Source organism: Actinomycetospora sp. CA-101289, from assembly GCF_050955895.1.
Lineage (GTDB): Bacteria > Actinomycetota > Actinomycetes > Mycobacteriales > Pseudonocardiaceae > Actinomycetospora.
Map to the genome: position 1 here is coordinate 2,095,911 of NZ_CP192093.1, position 18,131 is coordinate 2,114,041.

Annotated in this window: 20 protein-coding genes; 13 read left to right on the top strand and 7 right to left on the bottom strand. The window is 74.9% G+C overall.

Translation table 11 applies throughout. The annotated features are described in order from the left end of the window. Positions 1–115 precede the first annotated feature (115 nt). The 4 genes from ispG to ACQPX6_RS10425 all read left to right on the top strand — a co-directional run bounded on the left by ispG (position 116) and on the right by ACQPX6_RS10425 (position 5,478). Positions 116–1,285, top strand: a complete 1,170-nt coding sequence (ispG, locus tag ACQPX6_RS10410) for a flavodoxin-dependent (E)-4-hydroxy-3-methylbut-2-enyl-diphosphate synthase (protein WP_433787221.1) — start codon at positions 116–118, stop codon at positions 1,283–1,285. 175 nt (positions 1,286–1,460) lie between these two features. Further along, on the top strand, positions 1,461–4,220 hold the full coding sequence (locus ACQPX6_RS10415) for an alpha/beta fold hydrolase (protein WP_433787222.1): 2,760 nt from the start codon (positions 1,461–1,463) through the stop codon (positions 4,218–4,220). 62 nt (positions 4,221–4,282) lie between these two features. Continuing rightward, the gene (locus tag ACQPX6_RS10420; protein WP_433787223.1) at positions 4,283–5,116 is read left to right on the top strand and encodes a GNAT family N-acetyltransferase; all 834 of its coding nucleotides are present in this window, start codon (positions 4,283–4,285) and stop codon (positions 5,114–5,116) included. Next, on the top strand, positions 5,116–5,478 hold the full coding sequence (locus ACQPX6_RS10425) for a DUF3054 domain-containing protein (RefSeq protein ID WP_433787224.1): 363 nt from the start codon (positions 5,116–5,118) through the stop codon (positions 5,476–5,478). The genes ACQPX6_RS10420 and ACQPX6_RS10425 overlap by 1 nt, the downstream gene beginning before the upstream one ends. Positions 5,479–5,511: 33 nt before the next feature. Here ACQPX6_RS10425 and ACQPX6_RS10430 read toward each other — a convergent pair whose 3' ends face one another. Next, positions 5,512–5,718 (bottom strand): hypothetical protein, encoded by a 207-nt coding sequence (locus ACQPX6_RS10430; protein ID WP_433787225.1) that lies wholly within the window; start codon positions 5,716–5,718, stop codon positions 5,512–5,514. 242 nt (positions 5,719–5,960) lie between these two features. Here ACQPX6_RS10430 and map point away from each other — a divergent pair, with 242 nt between their 5' ends. The 5 genes from map to ACQPX6_RS10455 all read left to right on the top strand — a co-directional run bounded on the left by map (position 5,961) and on the right by ACQPX6_RS10455 (position 10,482). After that, positions 5,961–6,818, top strand: coding sequence for a type I methionyl aminopeptidase (gene map, locus ACQPX6_RS10435; protein WP_433787226.1), 858 nt, complete (start codon positions 5,961–5,963; stop codon positions 6,816–6,818). A gap of 73 nt (positions 6,819–6,891) precedes the next feature. Next, complete coding sequence (locus tag ACQPX6_RS10440) at positions 6,892–7,902, top strand: dihydrofolate reductase family protein (protein WP_433787227.1); 1,011 nt, start codon at positions 6,892–6,894, stop codon at positions 7,900–7,902. 3 nt (positions 7,903–7,905) lie between these two features. After that, positions 7,906–8,328, top strand: a complete 423-nt coding sequence (locus tag ACQPX6_RS10445) for a hypothetical protein (RefSeq protein ID WP_433787228.1) — start codon at positions 7,906–7,908, stop codon at positions 8,326–8,328. Between the two features lie 43 nt (positions 8,329–8,371). Beyond that, entirely contained in the window at positions 8,372–8,947 is a 576-nt protein-coding gene (locus ACQPX6_RS10450) for a pyridoxamine 5'-phosphate oxidase family protein (RefSeq protein WP_433787229.1), read from the top strand. After that, positions 8,944–10,482, top strand: coding sequence for a cobyric acid synthase (locus ACQPX6_RS10455; protein ID WP_433787230.1), 1,539 nt, complete (start codon positions 8,944–8,946; stop codon positions 10,480–10,482). The genes ACQPX6_RS10450 and ACQPX6_RS10455 overlap by 4 nt, the downstream gene beginning before the upstream one ends. On the opposite strand, the gene ACQPX6_RS10460 is transcribed toward ACQPX6_RS10455, so the two are convergent. From ACQPX6_RS10460 to ACQPX6_RS10475, 4 genes are all read right to left on the bottom strand, one after another. After that, the gene (locus ACQPX6_RS10460; protein ID WP_433787231.1) at positions 10,461–11,684 is read right to left on the bottom strand and encodes a saccharopine dehydrogenase family protein; all 1,224 of its coding nucleotides are present in this window, start codon (positions 11,682–11,684) and stop codon (positions 10,461–10,463) included. The two genes, ACQPX6_RS10455 and ACQPX6_RS10460, sit on opposite strands and share 22 nt — an antisense overlap. A 65-nt stretch (positions 11,685–11,749) precedes the next feature. After that, a complete protein-coding gene (locus ACQPX6_RS10465) occupies positions 11,750–11,923 on the bottom strand; it encodes a hypothetical protein (protein WP_433787232.1) in 174 nt (57 codons plus the stop codon). 35 nt (positions 11,924–11,958) lie between these two features. After that, positions 11,959–12,102: a hypothetical protein gene (locus ACQPX6_RS10470; RefSeq protein WP_433787233.1), complete on the bottom strand. Its 144-nt coding sequence runs from the start codon at positions 12,100–12,102 to the stop codon at positions 11,959–11,961. Positions 12,103–12,288: 186 nt separating this feature from the next. Beyond that, the gene (locus ACQPX6_RS10475; protein WP_433787234.1) at positions 12,289–12,738 is read right to left on the bottom strand and encodes a nitroreductase family deazaflavin-dependent oxidoreductase; all 450 of its coding nucleotides are present in this window, start codon (positions 12,736–12,738) and stop codon (positions 12,289–12,291) included. Between the two features lie 105 nt (positions 12,739–12,843). Here ACQPX6_RS10475 and ACQPX6_RS10480 point away from each other — a divergent pair, with 105 nt between their 5' ends. Together ACQPX6_RS10480 and ACQPX6_RS10485 are read left to right on the top strand one after the other, a co-directional pair. Continuing rightward, on the top strand, positions 12,844–13,500 hold the full coding sequence (locus ACQPX6_RS10480; protein WP_433787235.1) for a TetR/AcrR family transcriptional regulator: 657 nt from the start codon (positions 12,844–12,846) through the stop codon (positions 13,498–13,500). Between the two features lie 89 nt (positions 13,501–13,589). Further along, positions 13,590–13,892, top strand: a complete 303-nt coding sequence (locus ACQPX6_RS10485) for a hypothetical protein (protein WP_433787236.1) — start codon at positions 13,590–13,592, stop codon at positions 13,890–13,892. 5 nt (positions 13,893–13,897) lie between these two features. On the opposite strand, the gene ACQPX6_RS10490 is transcribed toward ACQPX6_RS10485, so the two are convergent. After that, a complete protein-coding gene (locus ACQPX6_RS10490) occupies positions 13,898–14,527 on the bottom strand; it encodes a TetR/AcrR family transcriptional regulator C-terminal domain-containing protein (RefSeq protein WP_433787237.1) in 630 nt (209 codons plus the stop codon). 63 nt (positions 14,528–14,590) lie between these two features. Here ACQPX6_RS10490 and ACQPX6_RS10495 point away from each other — a divergent pair, with 63 nt between their 5' ends. Continuing rightward, positions 14,591–15,592, top strand: a complete 1,002-nt coding sequence (locus tag ACQPX6_RS10495) for an ATP-binding cassette domain-containing protein (RefSeq protein ID WP_433787238.1) — start codon at positions 14,591–14,593, stop codon at positions 15,590–15,592. Then, positions 15,592–16,470: an ABC transporter permease gene (locus tag ACQPX6_RS10500; protein WP_433787239.1), complete on the top strand. Its 879-nt coding sequence runs from the start codon at positions 15,592–15,594 to the stop codon at positions 16,468–16,470. Before ACQPX6_RS10495 ends, ACQPX6_RS10500 begins: the two co-directional genes overlap by 1 nt. 3 nt (positions 16,471–16,473) lie before the next feature. On the opposite strand, the gene ACQPX6_RS10505 is transcribed toward ACQPX6_RS10500, so the two are convergent. Next, the gene (locus ACQPX6_RS10505; RefSeq protein WP_433787240.1) at positions 16,474–17,862 is read right to left on the bottom strand and encodes a mycothione reductase; all 1,389 of its coding nucleotides are present in this window, start codon (positions 17,860–17,862) and stop codon (positions 16,474–16,476) included. Positions 17,863–18,131: the final 269 nt, after the last annotated feature.

Consider the following 18,131-nt stretch of genomic DNA (forward strand, 5'->3'; position numbering starts at 1 on the left):
CGAGCGGCGGCTCGGTGATCGCCTTGGAGGATCCGCGGGTGTCCAGGGCCACCGGCGGGGTCGGTGGCGCTGGGGCAGACTGGGAAGCGACGAATCCGCGTCGTCGAGGAGTGAGATGACCGTCGATCTGGGTCTGCCCGAAGCGCCTGCCGTGCTCGCGCCGCGCCGCAAGACCCGCCAGCTCGACGTCGGCGGGGTCGGGGTCGGCAGCGACCACCCGGTCTCGGTGCAGTCGATGACCACCACGCTGACCAGCGACGTCAACGCGACGCTGCAGCAGATCGCCGAGCTGACCGCCGCCGGCTGCGACATCGTGCGCGTCGCGGTGCCGAGCGCCGACGACGCCGAGGCGCTGCCGGCGATCGCGAAGAAGTCGAACATCCCGGTGATCGCCGACATCCACTTCCAGCCGAAGTACGTGTTCGCCGCGATCGACGCCGGCTGCGCCGCCGTGCGCGTCAACCCGGGCAACATCAAGAAGTTCGACGACAAGGTCGGCGAGATCGCGCGCGCCGCCAAGGACGCGGGCACCCCGATCCGCATCGGGGTCAACGCGGGGTCGCTCGAGCCCGGCATCCTCGCCAAGTACGGCAAGGCCACGCCCGAGGCGCTGGTCGAGTCGGCGCTGTGGGAGGCCTCGCTCTTCGCCGAGCACGACTTCCACGACATCAAGATTTCGGTCAAGCACCACGACCCGGTGACGATGGTGCGCGCGTACGAGCTGCTCGCCGAGCAGTGCTACTACCCGCTGCACCTCGGCGTGACCGAGGCCGGGCCGACGTTCCAGGGGACGATCAAGTCGGCCACCGCGTTCGGGGCGCTGCTCTCCCGCGGGATCGGCGACACGATCCGCGTCTCGCTCTCGGCCCCGCCGATCGAGGAGGTCCGCGTCGGGCTCTCGATCCTCGAGTCGATGAACCTCCGCCCGCGCAAGCTCGAGATCGTCTCCTGCCCGTCGTGCGGCCGCGCGCAGGTGGACGTCTACAAGCTCGCCGACGAGGTCACCGCCGGGCTCGAGGGCATGGAGGTGCCGCTGCGCGTGGCCGTCATGGGCTGCGTCGTCAACGGCCCGGGCGAGGCGCGCGACGCCGATCTCGGCGTGGCGTCGGGCAACGGCAAGGGCCAGATCTTCGTCAAGGGCGAGGTCATCAAGACCGTGCCCGAGGCCCAGATCGTCGAGACCCTCATCGAGGAGGCCATGCGCCTGGCCGACGAGGCCGAGGCCGCGGGCGAGGAGCTCTCGGGCGGCCACGCCGGCGGCGCCCCCACGGTGACCGTCAGCTGAGCTTTGCGCTCCGCGCTCGTGCGCGCCTTCCCGTGCTGGGGCACGGACGAGCGCTCACGGTCCGCGGTGCGGGCTCCCCACGACGGAGCTGCCGGGCGCATCGTGCCCTCTTCGTGACCTGATCACGGCTTCGCGTCCTCCGGCACTGTCGGGGGTCGGTCCTACCGTCGGGGGCATGGACGGGGACGAGTGCGAGGTCAACGGCGGGTCCGCCGGCCTGCCGCCGCTCGCCCTCCGGCAGGCGCTCGCCGCCACCCTGGCCGACCGCCTGCCCCTCGCCGCCGACGCCGTGCTGGTCGGGACGCTGGACGCCGAGCAGCTCTACGCACTCATCGAGGGCGTCGAGCAGCTGACCCGCGCCGGCCACGGTCCCGACGTGATCGCCGAGCTGGAGCGGCGGCTCGTCGACCTCGCCTCCGCTCGTCGCGGCGTCGACCTCGCCGGGCCGGCGGCCGAGTACCTCGCCGACCTGGGCGGAGACGTCGGGGCCGATGAGTTCGTGCCCGGACCTGCCGGGTCCGGGTCAGCGGACGGCGAGCCGTCTCGCGTCGACCCGGAGGAGCCCACCAGCGACGCGGGGCCGGTCAACACGACCGTCCGCCCGGCCGACCGCGTGCTGCCGGTGCCTGTTGCGGGCGTCGCGGACGTCTGTCCCGACTGCGTGCTGGCGGCGCCTGCTGGCGGCACCCGTTGGGCGCCCGCTCCAGCGGCGGGCGCTGTCGTGCCTGTTGGCGGTGGGGAGCCTCCTCGCGAGGGGGCCGCCCGCGGCTGGGTTGCGTGTCGGCGCCCCAGAAGCGCTCGGAGAATCGGCTCGTCGTGGAGGTTCCGAGTGACGGCGCGCGGTCCTCCTCGTCCGGACAGGTCGGCCCGAGCACGGAGCGCTCCGATGCTCTCGTGCGGCGGAGTCGCGCTTCGTGATCGGATGTGCGGCGTGAGCACGTTCGACGACCTCGACGCCTTCGCCGCCACCCGCCGCTGCGCCGGGCTGGCGCTCTCGCCGGACGGCACGCGCCTGGTCACCACCGTGTCCGAGCTCGCCGCCGACGCGAAGTCCTACGGGACGGCGCTCTGGGAGCTCGACCCGGCGGGGGAGCGGGCACCGCGGCGGCTGACGCGCTCGTCGGCGGGGGAGTCGTCGGCGGCGTTCACCCCGGGCGGCGATCTGCTGTTCACCTCGCGCCGCGCCGACCCCACCGCGGAGAAGCCGACCGAGGACCGCGCCGCACTGTGGCTGCTCCCGGCCGCCGGCGGCGAGGCCCGCCCGGTGGCCGAGCGCCCGGGCGGGGTCAGCGGATTCGCCGTCGCCCGCGACGCCGGGACGGTCACGCTCGTGACCCCGAAGCCGGTGGTCGGCGACGCCGAGGAGCAGCGCGAGGCCCGCGAGTCCGCCGGGGTGTCGGCGCGCCTGCACACCCACTTCCCGGTGCGCTTCTGGGACCACGACCTCGGTCCGGGGCAGGCGCACCTGCAGCGCTGCGCGCCGCCGGACCCCGCCGATCCGGACGCCGTCCTCGGCGAGCCCGAGCACCTCGCGCCGGGAGAGGGCGAGCGCTTCGGCGGCTCGGCCATCAGCCCCGACGGGCGCACGGTCGCGGTGGTCGTCGACGTCCCCGACCCCGCCGACCCCGCGTCGTGGCGCCGACGTCTCGAGCTGCACACCGACGCCGGCCGCGTCGTCGTCGGCGACGAGCCGGGCGCCGACCACGAGGCCCCGACGATCACCCCGGACGGGCGCTGGCTGCTGTGGGTGCGCGAGCGCCACCCCCGCCCCGGGCGCGGCATGGCGCACACGCTGCGGGCGCGCTCGCTGGAGGACGGCACCGAGATCGACGTCCTCCCCGCCGAGCAGTGGCAGGTCCGCGGGGTCACCGGCGCACCCGGCGGCGACGTCGTCCACGTCGTGGTCGACGAGCTCGGGCACGCGCCGGTGCTGCGGGTGTCGATCACCGACGGCACCGTCACGCGGCTCACGGCGTCCGGCGCCTACACCGACGTCGTCGCGGCCCCCGACGGGTCGGCGCTCTACGCGCTGCGCTCGGCGGTGGACGCCCCGCCGACGCCGGTGCGCCTCGACCCCGAGGCCGCCGATCAGGAGCCCACCGCGCTGCGCGGGGTCACGATGATCGACCCGCTGCCCGGCACGCTCACCGAGGTCCACGCCACGGCGGCCGACGGCACGGCGCTGCGCTCGTGGCTGGTGCTGCCCGGCGGCGCGTCGGCGTCGTCACCCGCCCCGCTCGTGCTCTGGATCCACGGCGGCCCGCTGTCGAGCTGGAACGCCTGGTCGTGGCGCTGGAACCCGTGGCTGATGGCGGCGCGGGGCTGGGCGGTGCTGCTGCCCGACCCGCGGCTGTCCACCGGCTACGGCCAGGAGTTCCTCGACCCGGCCACCGGCGCCTGGGGCGAGCTGCCCTACACCGACCTCATGACCACCACCGACGCGGCGCTCGCCCGCGACGACGTCGACGCCACGCGGGTCGCGGCCATGGGCGGGTCGTTCGGCGGCTACATGGCCAACTGGATCGCCGGGCACACCGACCGCTTCGCCGCGATCGTCACGCACGCCAGCATCTGGCACCTCGACGGCTTCGTCGGCACCACCGACGCGTCGTTCCACTGGCGCCGCGAGTGGGGCGACCCGCTCTCCGAGCGCGAGCGCTACGACGCGCACTCGCCGCACCGGCACGTGCGCGCGATCCGCACGCCGATGCTGGTGATCCACGGCGACAAGGACTACCGCGTGCCGATCGGCGAGGGCCTGCGGCTCTGGTACGACCTGCAGCGCTGCGGGGTGGAGTCGCAGTTCCTGTACTACCCCGACGAGAACCACTGGGTGCTCAAGCCGGGCGACGCGAAGCTCTGGTACCGCACCGTGTGGGCGTTCCTCGACCACCACGTCCTCGGGCGCCCGTGGGAGCGGCCGGCACTGGTGTAGCCCTCGATCCACTCGGGCGACTCGGCTGCCCGATCCCGACCCGGACGTGGCACGCTGGGACCGTGCTCCGTACCGCCGGTGCGCGGCTGCTCGACGACCGGGACCGGTCGAAGGTGCGGAGCGCCCTCGACGCCGATCCGGTGGCCACCTGCATGGTGGCGTCCCGGGTCGAGACGGTCGGTGTCGAGCCCTGGCGCCTCGGCGGCGAGCTGTGGGGCGTGGGCGGTCGCCTCGACGGTCTGTGCTTCTCCGGGGCCAACCTCGTGCCCCTGCGGGGCGACCGCGCCGAGGTGCGCCACTTCGCCGAGCGCGCCCGCCGGCAGCGGCGCTCGTGCTCGTCGCTGGTCGGGCGCCGCGAGCTGGTGCTGCCGCTGTGGGAGGAGCTCGCCGAGCACTGGGACGCCGCGCGCGAGGTGCGTCCCGACCAGCCGCTGATGGCCACCGCGGCGGCGCCCGCGATCGAGCCCGACCCGGCGGTGCGCCAGACCCGCCCCGACGAGCTCGAGCGCTACCTGCCCGCGGCCATCGCGATGTTCCTCGAGGAGGTCGGCGTCGACCCCCGCCTCGGTGACGGCGGCGCCGGGTACCGCGCGCGGGTGGCCGAGCTGATCGGCGCCGGGCGCGCGTTCGTGCGCTTCGAGCAGGGCGAGGTCGTGTTCAAGGCCGAGATCGGCGCGCTGTCGTCGCGCGTGGGCCAGATCCAGGGCGTGTGGGTGCACCCGGAGTGGCGGGGACGCGGGCTCGGCCAGGCCGGCACCGCCGCGGTCGTCGCCCACCTCGTGCGCGCCCGGCGGGTGGCGAGCCTCTACGTCAACGCCTTCAACACCCCGGCCCGGCGCGCCTACGAGCGCATCGGCTTCGAGCAGGTCGGCTCTTTCGCGACGGTCTTGTTCTGATGCGCCGGCCCGCCCTGCTGCTCCTCGACCTCATCGCGGTCCTGGCGTTCGCCGCGATCGGACGCGCCAGCCACGCCGAGGACGTCGCCGGCACGCTCGTCACCGCCGCACCGTTCGCGGCCGGGGCCGTGGTCGGCGTGCTCGTCGCGCGGGCCTGGCGCGACCCCGTCGCCTGGCGCTCGGGCCTGCTCGTGTGGGCGGGCGCGGTGGTGGTCGGGCTCGCGCTGCGGGCGCTGGTCACCGGGCGGCTCCCGCTGTCGTTCGCGGTGGTCGCCACCGTCGCGCTGGGCGTCCTCGTGCTGGGCTGGCGGGCGGTGGCGCACCTCGTCGCCGCGTCGGCCCGCCGCCGCGTCTCCCGCTGATCTTCGCGGACCCGTCCGGGTGACGCTGGGCGCTCAGCCGAGGTCGGTGATCGGCGCGGGCCGGGTCGTCGCGTCGACCACCACACTGGGGCCGCCGACCGGCAGTCCGGGCGGCCCGGGGACACCGGGTCCGCACGGCGGCCCGGGCGGGTCGGCCGTGGGGACGGGCGGCGCGGCCTGCGCCGCCGCGGCACCGGAGACCGCCAGGGCCCCGGCCGCGAGACCGTTGACGACGGCCACGACGACTCTTCTCTCCACGACGGAACCCCCCACGCAAGCGCCGAGCGCGCCGTCCCCACGCGGCGCGCCGACCGGGGCCACCCTCCGCGTGATCACGCTCGGTGGCGAGCAGGCGGCCGCCCTCGTCACCGGAACGTGTGGCGGGGTGGGTCCGGCGGCTGCTCCGAGTGGGTGCCGCGCGCCGGGGATCCGTCGGCGGCACGGTGGCGGCACGGTGGCGGTGCTGCGCCTACGCTGGGGTCATGCCGGTCCGCGCCCCGCTGCGGTCCGGGCAGCAGACCCCGCTGCGCCCGGTGCCTCCGCAGATCTCCCGTCCCGAGTACGTCGGCAAGCCCGCGCCGGCACGCAGCACCGACCCCTGGGTGCAGCCGCCCGAGGTCATCGAGGGGATGCGGGTCGCCAGCCGGATCGCGGCGCAGGCGCTGCAGGCCGGCGGCGAGGCCGTGCGACCGGGCACCACCACCGACGAGGTCGACCGCGTGGTGCACGAGTTCCTCGTCGACCACGACGCCTACCCGTCGACGCTCGGGTACCGCGGCTTCCCGAAGTCGTGCTGCACCTCGATCAACGAGGTCATCTGCCACGGCATCCCCGACTCGACGGTCATCGAGGACGGGGACATCGTCAACATCGACGTCACCGCGTTCATCGGCGGCGTCCACGGCGACACCAACGCGACGTTCCTCGCCGGCGAGGTCGACGAGGAGGACCGCCTGCTCGTCGAGCGCACCCACGAGGCCACGATGCGGGCGATCCGCGCGGTCAAGCCGGGGCGCGAGCTCAACGTCGTCGGCCGGGTGATCACCGCGTACGCCAACCGCTTCGGCTACGGCGTCGTCCGCGACTTCACCGGCCACGGCATCGGCCGCGCGTTCCACTCCGGCCTCGTGGTCGTGCACTACGACGACCCGTCGCGGCACGAGGTGCTGGAGCCGGGGATGACGTTCACGATCGAGCCGATGATCACGCGCGGGACGATCGACTACGACGTCTGGGACGACGGGTGGACGGTGACGACGAAGGACAAGTCCCACACCGCCCAGTTCGAGCACACCATCCTCGTCACCGACACCGGCAGCGAGATCCTGACCCTGCCGTGACCGTGGCCCAGTGTCAGCGGAGCGGCTCCGCTGACACTCAACGTCCGTGTCGCCGCTCCGTCGGATCGCTGCGGTGAAGCGCCCGCACGTGCTCGCGTCGGCCGCGGTGTCGATCGACGGGTTCCTCGATGACGACACGCCCGTGCGTCTCGTGCTCTCCGGGCCCGCCGACCTCGACCGCGTCGACGCCGAGCGGGCGGGCGTCGACGCGATCCTCGTCGGCGCGGGCACCGTGCGTGCCGACGACCCCCGACTGCTCGTGCGCTCCCCGCAACGCCGCGCCGACCGCGTCGCCCGCGGCCTCGGCCCCTCGCCGCTGCGCGTCGTGCTCGCCGCCGGCGCGCTCGACCCGCACGCGCGGGTGTTCGCCGAGGGCCGCGAGCTGGCCGACACCGTGGTCCTGCACGGCACGCCCGACGAGGTGCTCGGGCGCCTCGCCGAGCACGGCGTCGTGCGCCTCATGGTCGAGGGCGGCGCGGCCGTGCACCGCGACTTCCTCGCCGCCGGCGCCGTCGACGAGCTCCAGCTCGCCGTCGCGCCGCGGCTGGTCGGCGCGGGCCCCCGGTTCACCGGCGCACCGGGCCACGCCCACCTCGTGGAGACGCGCCGGGTCGGCGGGGACGTGCTGCTGCGCTACCGGCTCGGCGACGCCGACGAGCGCTGGCTCGCCGAGGCGTGCACGCTCGCCGAGCGCTGCCCGCCCTCGCCGTCGGCGTTCTCCGTGGGCTGCGTGGTCGTCGCCGACGACGGCACCGTGCTCGCCACCGGCTACAGCCGCCGCGACCACGTCCTCGACCACGCCGAGGAGGCCGCGCTGCGCGACGTCGACGCGGGAGACCCGCGCCTGCCCGGCGCCACGATCTACACCTCGCTGGAGCCCTGCGGCCAGCGGGCGTCGCGGCCGGTCACCTGCGCGCAGCACATCCTCGACGCCGGGATCGGCCGCGTCGTCATGGCCTGGCGCGAGCCGCCGACGTTCGTCGGGGTCCCCTCGGGCGCCGCGCGCCTGGCCGACGCGGGCGTCACCGTCGTCGAGCGCCCCGAGCTCACCGACCTCGCCCGCCGGCCCAACCGGCACCGCTGAGCCGTGCGCTCGCTGCCGATCCTGCTGCCCGCCGCCCTGATCCGGGCCCGCGCCTGCCCGCTCGCCTCGATCCGCCAGGTGCGGACGTGGCGCCTGCGCTTCGTCGAGCGGGTCCCTGCCGGCCCCCGCCCGGCGGGATGGTCGGACGTCGTCGAGGCCGAGGCGGTCCGGCACGCCGACGGACCCGTCGAGCTCGCCGGCGATGGGTTCCGGGCCCTGTGGGACGCCCCGCGCCCCGTCGCGGGCCCCGTGCGGCTGCGCGGGGAGCTGGTGGTCGACCCGCTCGACGGCCTCGCGACCACGGGGCGCATCCACCGCCTGCGTCTGCTCACGGGGGCCGCCGCGCGTGACCTCTCGGCGATCCCGAAGGACGTCGACGACGACGCGGCGGGCGTGCTGGTCGACCTCGAGCTCGGCGTGACGTGAACGTCGGTGCGGGCTCCCCGCCCGCCGTGCGAGATTGCCGGACGTGGCCAAGGTCTACGAGCGCATCGAGCCCCGGCTGGCACGCTGGATCGGCCGGCAGCCGGTGTTCTTCGTGGGCACCGCCCCGCTGTCCGGCGACGGGCTGGTCAACGTCTCGCCCAAGGGCCTGCGCGGCACGTTCGGCGTGCTCGACGACCACACCTTCGCCTACGTCGACATGACCGCGAGCGGCGTCGAGACCATCGCCCACCTGCGCGAGAACGGGCGCGTGTGCGTCATGTTCTGCTCGTTCGACGGCACGCCCAACGTGGTGCGGCTGCACGGGCGCGGGCGCGTGGTCACCCACGGGGAGCCGGGGTTCGACGCCGCGCTCGAGCCGTTCGCCATGGGGCTGGCGGCGCGGCGCACGGAGGCCCGGGGGGTGGTCACCGTCGACGTCACCCGCGTCGCCGACGCCTGCGGCTACGCCGTCCCGCGCATGACGCTGGAGAGCGACCGCGAGCTGCTCGACTCGTGGTCCGAGCGGCACAGCCCGGAGTGGCTGCGGGACTACCGCGCCCGGAAGAACCAGGAGTCCCTCGACGGCCTGCCGGGTCTCGCCGGCCTGCCCGACTGGTGAGGGGCGCGCTGCTCGTCGCGGGCACCACCTCGGACGCCGGCAAGAGCGTCCTCGTCGCCGGCATCTGCCGCTGGCTGCACCGCCGCGGGGTCGACGTCGCGCCGTTCAAGGCGCAGAACATGAGCAACAACAGCGTCGTGTGCGCCGACGGCGGCGAGATCGGGCGCGCGCAGGCGCTGCAGGCCGCCGCGTGCGGGCTGGCGCCCAGCGTGCGGTTCAACCCCGTGCTGCTCAAGCCGGGCAGCGACCGCAGCTCGCAGGTGGTGGTGCGCGGCGTCGTCGACGGGACCGTGTCGGCGGCGAGCTACCGGGAGCGCAAGGCCGCGCTGCTGGAGGTGGTCGTCGAGACCCTCGCCGACCTGCGCGCCGACCACGACGTCGTGGTCTGCGAGGGCGCCGGCTCGCCCGCCGAGATCAACCTGCGCGCCACCGACATCGCCAACATGGGCCTCGCGCGCGCCGCCGACCTGCCGGTGATCGTCGTCGGCGACATCGACCGGGGCGGGGTGCTGGCGCACCTGTTCGGCACGCTCGCCGTGCTCGAGCCCGCCGACCAGGCGCTGATCGCGGGCTGGGTCGTCAACAAGTTCCGCGGCGACCCCGCCCTGCTCGCCCCCGGCCTCGAGCAGCTCCACGGTCTGACCGGCCGCCCGACGCTCGGCGTCCTGCCCTGGAGCCCCGAGCTGTGGCTCGACGCGGAGGACTCGCTGGGCCACGTCGCCGACGGCGTGGTGGGCCGGCCGGGCGTGCCGCGGGGGCGGGACTGGCTGCGGGTCGCGGTGGTGCGCCTGCCGCGGGTGTCCAACGGCACCGACGTCGACGCGCTGAGCTCGGAGCCCGGGGTCGCGGTCCGCTGGGTCACCGAGCCGTCACGCCTCGCCGACGCCGACCTCGTCGTGCTCCCCGGATCCAAGGCCACCGTCGCCGACCTGGCGTGGCTGCGCGCGCAGGGCCTCGCCGACGCCGTCGTCGCCCACGCCCGTGCCGGGCGCCCGGTGCTCGGGGTCTGCGGCGGCTACCAGATGCTCGGGCGGCGCATCCACGACCCGCACGGCGTCGAGACCACGCCGGGCACGGTCGACGGGCTGGGCCTGCTCGACGTCGAGGTGACCTTCGACGTCGCCAAGCACCTCGGCACGCCGGCCGGGACCGCGCTGGGCGAGCCGGTGGCGTTCTACGAGATCCACCACGGGCGCGAGCTGCGCGAGGGAGCGCGACCGTTGGTGACGCTGGCCGACGGCGCGCCCGAGGGCGTCGACGCCGGGCACGTGCTGGGCACGCACGCGCACGGGCTGCTCGAGAACGACGCGTTCCGCCGCCGCCTGCTCGCCCGCGCCGCGACGGCCGCCGGGCGCGACTTCACCCCGGCGCCCGACACCTCCTTCGCCGCGGTGCGCGACGCCCAGCTCGACCTGCTCGGCGACCTCATCGAGACCCACCTCGACACCGACGCGCTCGAGCGGCTGATCCGTGAGGGCGCGCCGGCGGGGCTGCCGGTGATACCCCCCGCCGGTCAGGCCCGCGCGACGTCGTAGACGTGGCCGGCGTTGCGCAGGCGCTCGAGCAGCGCCGGGCCCATCGCCGTGGCGGGGGTCAGCGAGCCGGCACGCTCGGGCAGGCGCTCACCGTCGAGGGCCAGGCACAGCCCGCTCTCGCCGAGCATGACCGCGGTCGCGGCGTAGCCCGGGTCGCCCGAGCCCGAGACGCGGGCGGTGTAGCGGGCGCCGGTGGTGGTCGTCGCGTCGACGTCGTGGCGGAACCAGCCGTTCTCGCGCGTCTTCTCGCTCGGGCCCTCGCCGGGCTTGGGCAGCACGCGGTCGAGCACCTGGCGCACGCCGGGCGTGGCGAACCCGCCCAGCATGGCCCCGAGCCCGGCGGTCACCGCGCCGGCGGTCACGGCGCCGACCGGCCCGCTGCCCACGCCCATGACCTCGCCGTAGCGCAGCCCCTTGCCGTAGGCGTAGCCCGCGATGGCGTTGGACCGGCGCACGATGCGGGTGTTGTAGGACGCCATGACGAACGGCGCCACCCAGCGGCCGTCGACCTGGTGCGGCGCCGGGTTGTCGCTGGGCTGGCGGGTGTCGGGCTCCGCGTCGCGCTCGGGGCTCAGGCCGTAGGGGTCGCGCATGAGCTTGAACACCGCGCGGTCCGCCCGCGCGCCGTCGGCCAGGCCGCGCATCGAGTCGATCGTGCCGCCCGAGACCCCGCCGCGCATGCGGGCGACGGTGGTGACGTCCTCGAGCTCGCCCTCGCCGTCCGCCTGCACGCGGCTGTGCAGCAGGAGCACCGCGAGGTCGGACGGGATGGAGTCGTAGCCACAGGAGTGCACGATCCGCGCGCCGCTCTCGCGCGCCGGGACGTCGTAGCGGTCGATGGCCTCGCGGGCGAACTGGACCTCGCCGGTGAGGTCGGCGTAGTGGGTACCGGCCTGCGCGCACGCCGCGACCACGGGCAGCCCGTACTTGGCGTAGGGACCGACGGTGGTGACGAGCGCGGTGGTCGACGCGGCCATGCGGGCCAGCGCGTCGTCGTCGCCGGTGTCGGCCACGATCAGCGGCCAGTCGCCGCCGGGGGCCGGCAGGCGGTCGCGGACCTTCTCCAGCCGCTCGCGGGACCGGCCCGCCAGCGCGATGCGGGTGCCCGCGGGGGCGTGCCGCGCCAGGTAGGCGGCGGTGAGCTCCCCGACGAAGCTCGTGGCGCCGAACAGGACCAGCTCGTGCTCGCGATCACCGGACATGGCGGCACGATAGCCGCGGCCCCGCCGGGCGGCAGGACCGCGACCGGCGGCCGGTCAGCGTGTGATCAGCGCCGCGGCGGCGGGTCGACCACGGGCAGGCCGACGGCCTTGGCGAGGCCCAGCATGCCCAGCAGCTCCGCGCAGTCCTCGACGCCGGTCGAGCGCGACGCGACGACGCGCGCGGCGACCCGCTGGTCGGCCTGGTGCGCGACGAGCGCGGACTCGTGGGCGTCGGTCACCCGGTTGGGGGTCGGCTCGGTCTTCGGTCCGGCTCTCACAGTGCGCCACCCTTGCTGCGTGTCGGGAAGGTCGCGCCGTCGTCCGACCCGTCCTTCTTGGCCTTCTTGACGGCCCGCTTCTCCTTGAGGGTCTTGTCGGACTTCTTGCTCGCGCTCTGGCGCGGCGACTTGTCGGACATTGCGGGCTACCTCTCGGTAGACCGTCACGAGGACCCGGGAGCGGGCCGGACGAGGCGGGGTACGCCCGGCACGGATCGCGCCGAGGGGCGCACATCCCTTCACTCGTCCCAGAGGCGACGTCCGGGGCTCAGCCCCGGGCCGGGTCGTCCCCAGGATACCCCGGGGCGAGGGAGATCCGGACCCCCTCACCTGCCGCTGATCGCGAACACCGGGTGGCGCGGGGCGATCGCGGCCAGCTCCGCGTCGCTCGCGTCGGCGTCGACGCCCTCGAAGAACGCCCCCACCTCCCAGGCCCAGGCGCGCAGGTAGGCGCGCAGCACGGGCGCCTTCTCGGCGTCGGGGAGCTCGACCGCCCGCACGGTCTCGGCGCGCCGGCCGACGGTGAGCTCGGCCTCGCCGGCGACGCGCAGGTTGCGCACCCACTGGGTGTGACCGCGGGCCGCGACGAGGTAGCGCTGCCCGTCGAGGTCCAACGGGTTGACCGGTGTCGTACGCACCTCGCCGCTGGTGCGGCCGCGGACCCCGAGCACCGCCGACCCGGCCAGTGGGAGGCCGAGCCGGGTCAGGCCGGCGACCAGGGGGTTCATCACGGTGCGGGTGAAGCGGCCGGGGGCGCGGTAGTGGGCGGTGGCCATGGTGTCCTCCGGGGGTGTGAGCACTGCTCTCGACAAGGAGCACTGTTCACCTTCGACGGCTGCCCGTCAAGAGCACTGCTCTCGGAAACGTGACACGATGCGCGTGTGCCCCCCGGAACCCGCGCCCGCGTCCGCGCCGAGACCACCCGCGCGATCCTCGACGAGGCCCGCCGCCAGCTCGCCGAGCAGGGCGCGGCGGCGCTGTCGCTGCGCTCGGTGGCGCGCGAGGTCGGCATGGTGTCCTCGGCGGTCTACCGCTACGTCGCCAGCCGCGACGAGCTGCTGACGCGGCTGATCGTCGAGGCCTACGACGCGGTGGGGGAGCGCGCCGAGGCCGCCCGCGACCCCGAGGCGCCGCCCAGAGTGCAGTGGCGCGCGGTGTGGCGGGCGGTGCGGGCCTGGGCGCTCGAGCACCCCGCCGAGTACGCGCTGGTGTACGGCTCGCCGGTGCCGGGCTACGCCGCGCCCGCCGAGACGATCCCGGCCGCGGGGCGGGTCGCGATGGTGCTGGTCGCGATCGTCGCCGAGCACGGCGCGGCCCCGGCCGGTGGTGGTCCCCCCGATGTGCTCGAGGGCGACGTCCTGCCCGGCCTCCCGCCGGCGCTGGCGGTGCCGGCGGTGGCCGCGTGGACCCAGCTCTTCGGCACCGTCGGGTTCGAGGTGTTCGGGCAGTACCAGAACGTCGTGCGCGACCGCGAGGGCTTCCTCGACCGCGTCGCGGACGCCGCCGCGACGACCCTCGGGCTCCCCGCGGGGGCCTGACGCCGTCCGGTGGCTTGACGCCGGGTGCCCCGCACCTCGACGGTGACGTGGCCGAGGTTGCCGACGTCCTCGTCGCGAGGGAGCCCCACATGGCCGAGCACGACCGCTCAGACGAGGGCGAGCGCCCCGCGCCGTCGCTCCCCGAGACCGTCGCGCAGGAGCGAGCGGAGGAGGAGGCCGCGGACAGCGACCCCTCGGCCGCCGGCTCCATCGCGGGCACGGAGCGCCGCACGCGGGCCGCCGGGAAGGACCACGCCACGTCACTGCCCGGCACCGAGGACCGGGAGCGGCAGGCCGAGGAGGGCGCCGACGCCGAGCAGGCGCGCTCGGACCTCCCGTCGGTCCCGGGCACCGAGCAGCGCCAGCGCGAGGACGAGCCGCGCCGCGACTGAGCGGCTCAGCCCCGCCGGGCCCGCAGACCGGCGATCATGAGGTCGAGCCCGTGGCGCACGACGTCCTCGTGCGCCTCGCCCGACGCGCCGCCGAGCTCCGCAGCGAGCGCGGCGAGGTGCGGGTGGGTCGTGGGGTCGTGGCCGCCGTGCGCCGGCGGCGTCCCGGCCCGCGCCCGGTCGTGCTCGGCGTGGTACTCCAGCGCCGAGCCGATGACGAAGTGCCCGATCGAGAGCAGCGTCCAGAACGCGTCGCGGTGGCTCAGCCCGCCCGCGACGACGAGCACGCCCAGCGTGGACTCCACCGCCGGCATCGACTCCTCGGTGGGGCGGTTGCCGGCCACCACGAGCGCCGCGTCGCGGTGGGCGACCAGCGCCCGGTACTGGGCCATGGCGCGCGCGTGCAGCCACTCCCACCACGGCTGGCCCTCGGCCGGGCCCGGCGCGCGCCACTGGTCGGCGAGCAGGCGGTCGGCGACGTGGTCGAGCAACGTGCGCTTGTCGGCGACGTGCCAGTAGAGCGTCGGGGCGCTGACGCCGAGCTCGCGGGCGAGGCGGCGCAGCGACAGCCCCTCCAGACCCACCTCGCCGAGCAGGTCGACCGCGGCGTCGACGACGGCGTCGCGGGTCAGCGCCATGGGTCCTCCTTGCCGTCTCTAACAGCGTGAGGGTACCGTCCCTAACGCTGTTAGGGAGGGATCATGGACGACACACCGGCGGTCGCGGTCCGCGGCCTGGTGAAGCGCTACGGCGAGGTCGAGGCGGTGCGCGGCATCGACCTCGAGGTCGCGCGCGGCGAGACCTTCGGCTTCCTCGGCCCGAACGGGGCCGGGAAGTCGACGACGATCAACATCCTGTGCACGCTGGTGGCGCCGACCGCGGGGGAGGCGCGCGTGGTCGGCCTCGACGCCGTGCGCGACCGGGCCGCCGTGCGCCGGCGCATCGGGCTGGTGTTCCAGGACCCGACGCTCGACGGGCCCATGTCGGGTGAGCAGAACCTGCGCTTCCACCAGGAGCTCTACGGCGTCGACCGCCGGCGCGCTCCCGCGCGGCGCGAGGAGGTGCTGCGCACCGTCGGGCTCTGGGAGCGCCGGGCCGACCCCGTCACGACGTACTCCGGCGGGATGCGGCGGCGCCTCGAGATCGCGCGCGGCCTCCTGCACTCGCCGCAGGTGCTCTTCCTCGACGAGCCGACGATCGGGCTCGACCCGCAGACGCGCAGCTCGATCTGGGCCTACCTCGCGGAGCTCCACCGTAACCCCAAAGATCTTGGACATGAGGAGATCACGGTCTTCGTCACCACCCACTACATGGACGAGGCCGAGCACTGCGACCGGATCGCGATCATGAACGAGGGCCGGATCGTCGCGCTCGACACCCCGGACGCGCTGAAGGCGCAGGTCGGGGCGGACCGCGTCACGATCACCACCGACGACGACGAGGCCGCGCTGCAGGCGCTGCGCTCCGAGTTCGGCCTCGAGGGGGCGGTGCGCGAGGGCGCGGTGACGCTGCGCGTGCCCGACGGCGCCGGCTTCGTGCCCCGTCTGTTCGCCCGGCTCGGCGTGGGGATCCGGTCGGTGACCGTCACCCGGCCCAGCCTCGACGACGTCTTCCTGGCCCACACCGGCACGACGATCCGCGACGCGGAGGCCGGCGCGGGCGCGAGCATGCACCCGATGGCCGCCCGGATGAGGGGACGCTGATGACCACCGAGGAGATGTCGGGCCTGCGGACCGAGGCGGTCCGCGTCCCCGAGAGCAGCCTCGCCACCGAGGCCCGCGCGGCCGCGGTGGTGTGGCAGCGGGAGATGATCCGGTTCGTCAAGGACCGGGCGCGCATCCTGTCGTCGCTGGCCCAGCCGCTGCTGTTCCTGTTCGTGCTGGGCAGCGGGCTGGGCTCGCTGCTCGGCACCGGCGCGGGCACCGGCTCCGTCGCGTTCACGACGTTCCTGTTCCCCGGGGTCATGGCCATCTCGGTGCTGTTCACCGCCGCCTTCGCCGGCATCTCGATCGTCTGGGACCGCGAGTTCGGGTTCCTGCGCGAGATGCTCGTGGCGCCCGTCTCGACGGCGTCGATCCTCGTCGGCAAGGCGCTGGGCGGCGCCACCGTCGCGACGCTGCAGTGCCTGGTGCTGCTCGCGCTGGCCGGGCTGGTGGGCGTGCCCTACGACCCGCTGATGCTGCTGGCGATGATCGGCCTGATCTTCCTCATGGGCCTGATGATCACGGCCCTGGGCCTGGTGCTGGCGGCGCGGGTGCGCCAGGTGCAGTCGGCGATGCCGCTCGTGCAGCTGGTGATCACACCGCTGATGTTCCTGTCCGGGGCGCTGTTCCCGCTCTCGGGCCTGCCGACGTGGCTCGCCGTGCTCACCCACGTCAACCCGATGACCTACGCCGTCGAACCGCTGCGCTCGGTGGTCTTCGACCACCTCGACGTCGACGCCGCCACCCGCGCGCGCTTCGACCCGGGCATCGTCTGGGGGACGTGGCCGGTGCCGATCGCCCTGCAGATCCTCATCACGGTCGCGTCGTGCGTGTTGCTGCTCGGGCTCGCGGTGTGGCGGTTCCGCCGGACGGAGTGAGCCTCAGGCCTCGGGGCCGAGCGGGAGGCCGAGCAGGGCGTTCTCGATGACCTCGGGCAGCGCCGGGTGGATCCAGTACTGCTTCTCGGCCATGGTGCGCGCGTCGAGGCCGAAGGTGATGGCCTGGATCAGCGGCTGGATCAGGGTCGAGGCCTCCGGGCCCATCATGTGGGCGCCGAGCAGGGTGCCGTCGGGGCGGGCGATCAGCTTGACGACGCCGGTGGTGTCCTCCATGGCCCAGCCGAAGGCGACGTCGCCGTAGTTCTGGGTCTTGGTGACGTAGGGGATGCCGCGGTCGCGGCAGTCCTGCTCGCGCAGGCCGATCGCGGCGATCTGCGGGTCGGTGAACACCGCGGCCGGGACGTGGGCGTTGTTCACCGACCGCGGGTCGTCGGGGTGCAGCAGGTTGTGCCGCACGATCGAGGCCTCGTGGTTGGCGACGTGCTTGAGCTGGAACTCCGAGCTGATGTCGCCCAGCGCCCACACGCCCGGCGCGGTGGTGCGCTGCTGCTCGTCGACGACGATGCGCCCGTCGGGGTGCAGGTCGAGCCCGCCTGCGGCGGCGTCGAGCAGGTCGGCGTTGGGGATGCGCCCGGTGGCCACGAGCAGGGCGTCGCCCTCGATGGCGCCGTGGCGGCAGTGCAGCACCACGGTGCCGTCCTCGCGCTGCTCGGCCGGGGCGGTGGGCGCGGCGTCGAGCAGCACGTTCCAGCGCTGCTGGGCCAGCGCGGTGAAGCGTGCGGAGATCTCCTCGTCCTGCTCGCGCAGCAGCGCCGTGCCGCGGGTGGCGACGGTGACCTCGGAGCCCAGCGCGGAGAACACGTGGGCGAACTCGGCGGCGATGTAGCCGCCGCCGACGATCGTGAGGCGCCGGGGCACCTCGTCGAGGCGCATGACGTCGTCGCTGGTGTGGAACGGCACCCCGCTGTCACCGATGCTGTCCGGGATCGACGGGCGGGCGCCGGCGGCGACGACGACGCGGTCGGCGGTGATGGTGGTGGGCGCGCCACCGTCGGTGGGGGTCACGCGCAGCGTGCGGTCGCCGGTGAAGGCGGCGTGCCCGAGGTAGACCGTGGTGTTGGGCAGCCCGTGCTCGCGGTAGCGCTGCCCGCCGGCGGCGATCGGGTCGATGCGCCCGAACACCCGGTCGCGGATGTCGGCCCAGCGGACCTTGTCGATCGTGGCGTCCACGCCGTAGATGCCGGCCCGACGGATGGTCTGGGCGACGTCGGCGGCGTAGACGTACATCTTCGTCGGGATGCAGCCCACGTTGAGGCAGGTGCCGCCGAAGACCCCGTGCTCGACGATCGCGACGTCGAGGTCGGCGAATCGGTCGTCCGGGATCGTGTTGCCCGAGCCGGTGCCGATGATGACGAGGTCGTGGTGGGGCACGGGTCCACGGTAATCCGCGGTGAACGGTCGCGACGAGCGGTCAAAGATCGACCGCTCGTCGGTGGTCATTGACCGCTCGTCGCGCTCCGGCCACTCCATGGTGACGTTTGTCGACGAAAATCGACCGTTCACCGTCGCTCGGCGGAGCGAACCTTCCCCTCCTCGCCTTGTCCGGGCTCCCGGCGACTGCTGTCGTCTCTCCCGGCGAACGACCGCTGGGCCGAACGGTCCTCAACAGAGCGCCGAACGGTCCAGAACGGCGGAGGGGC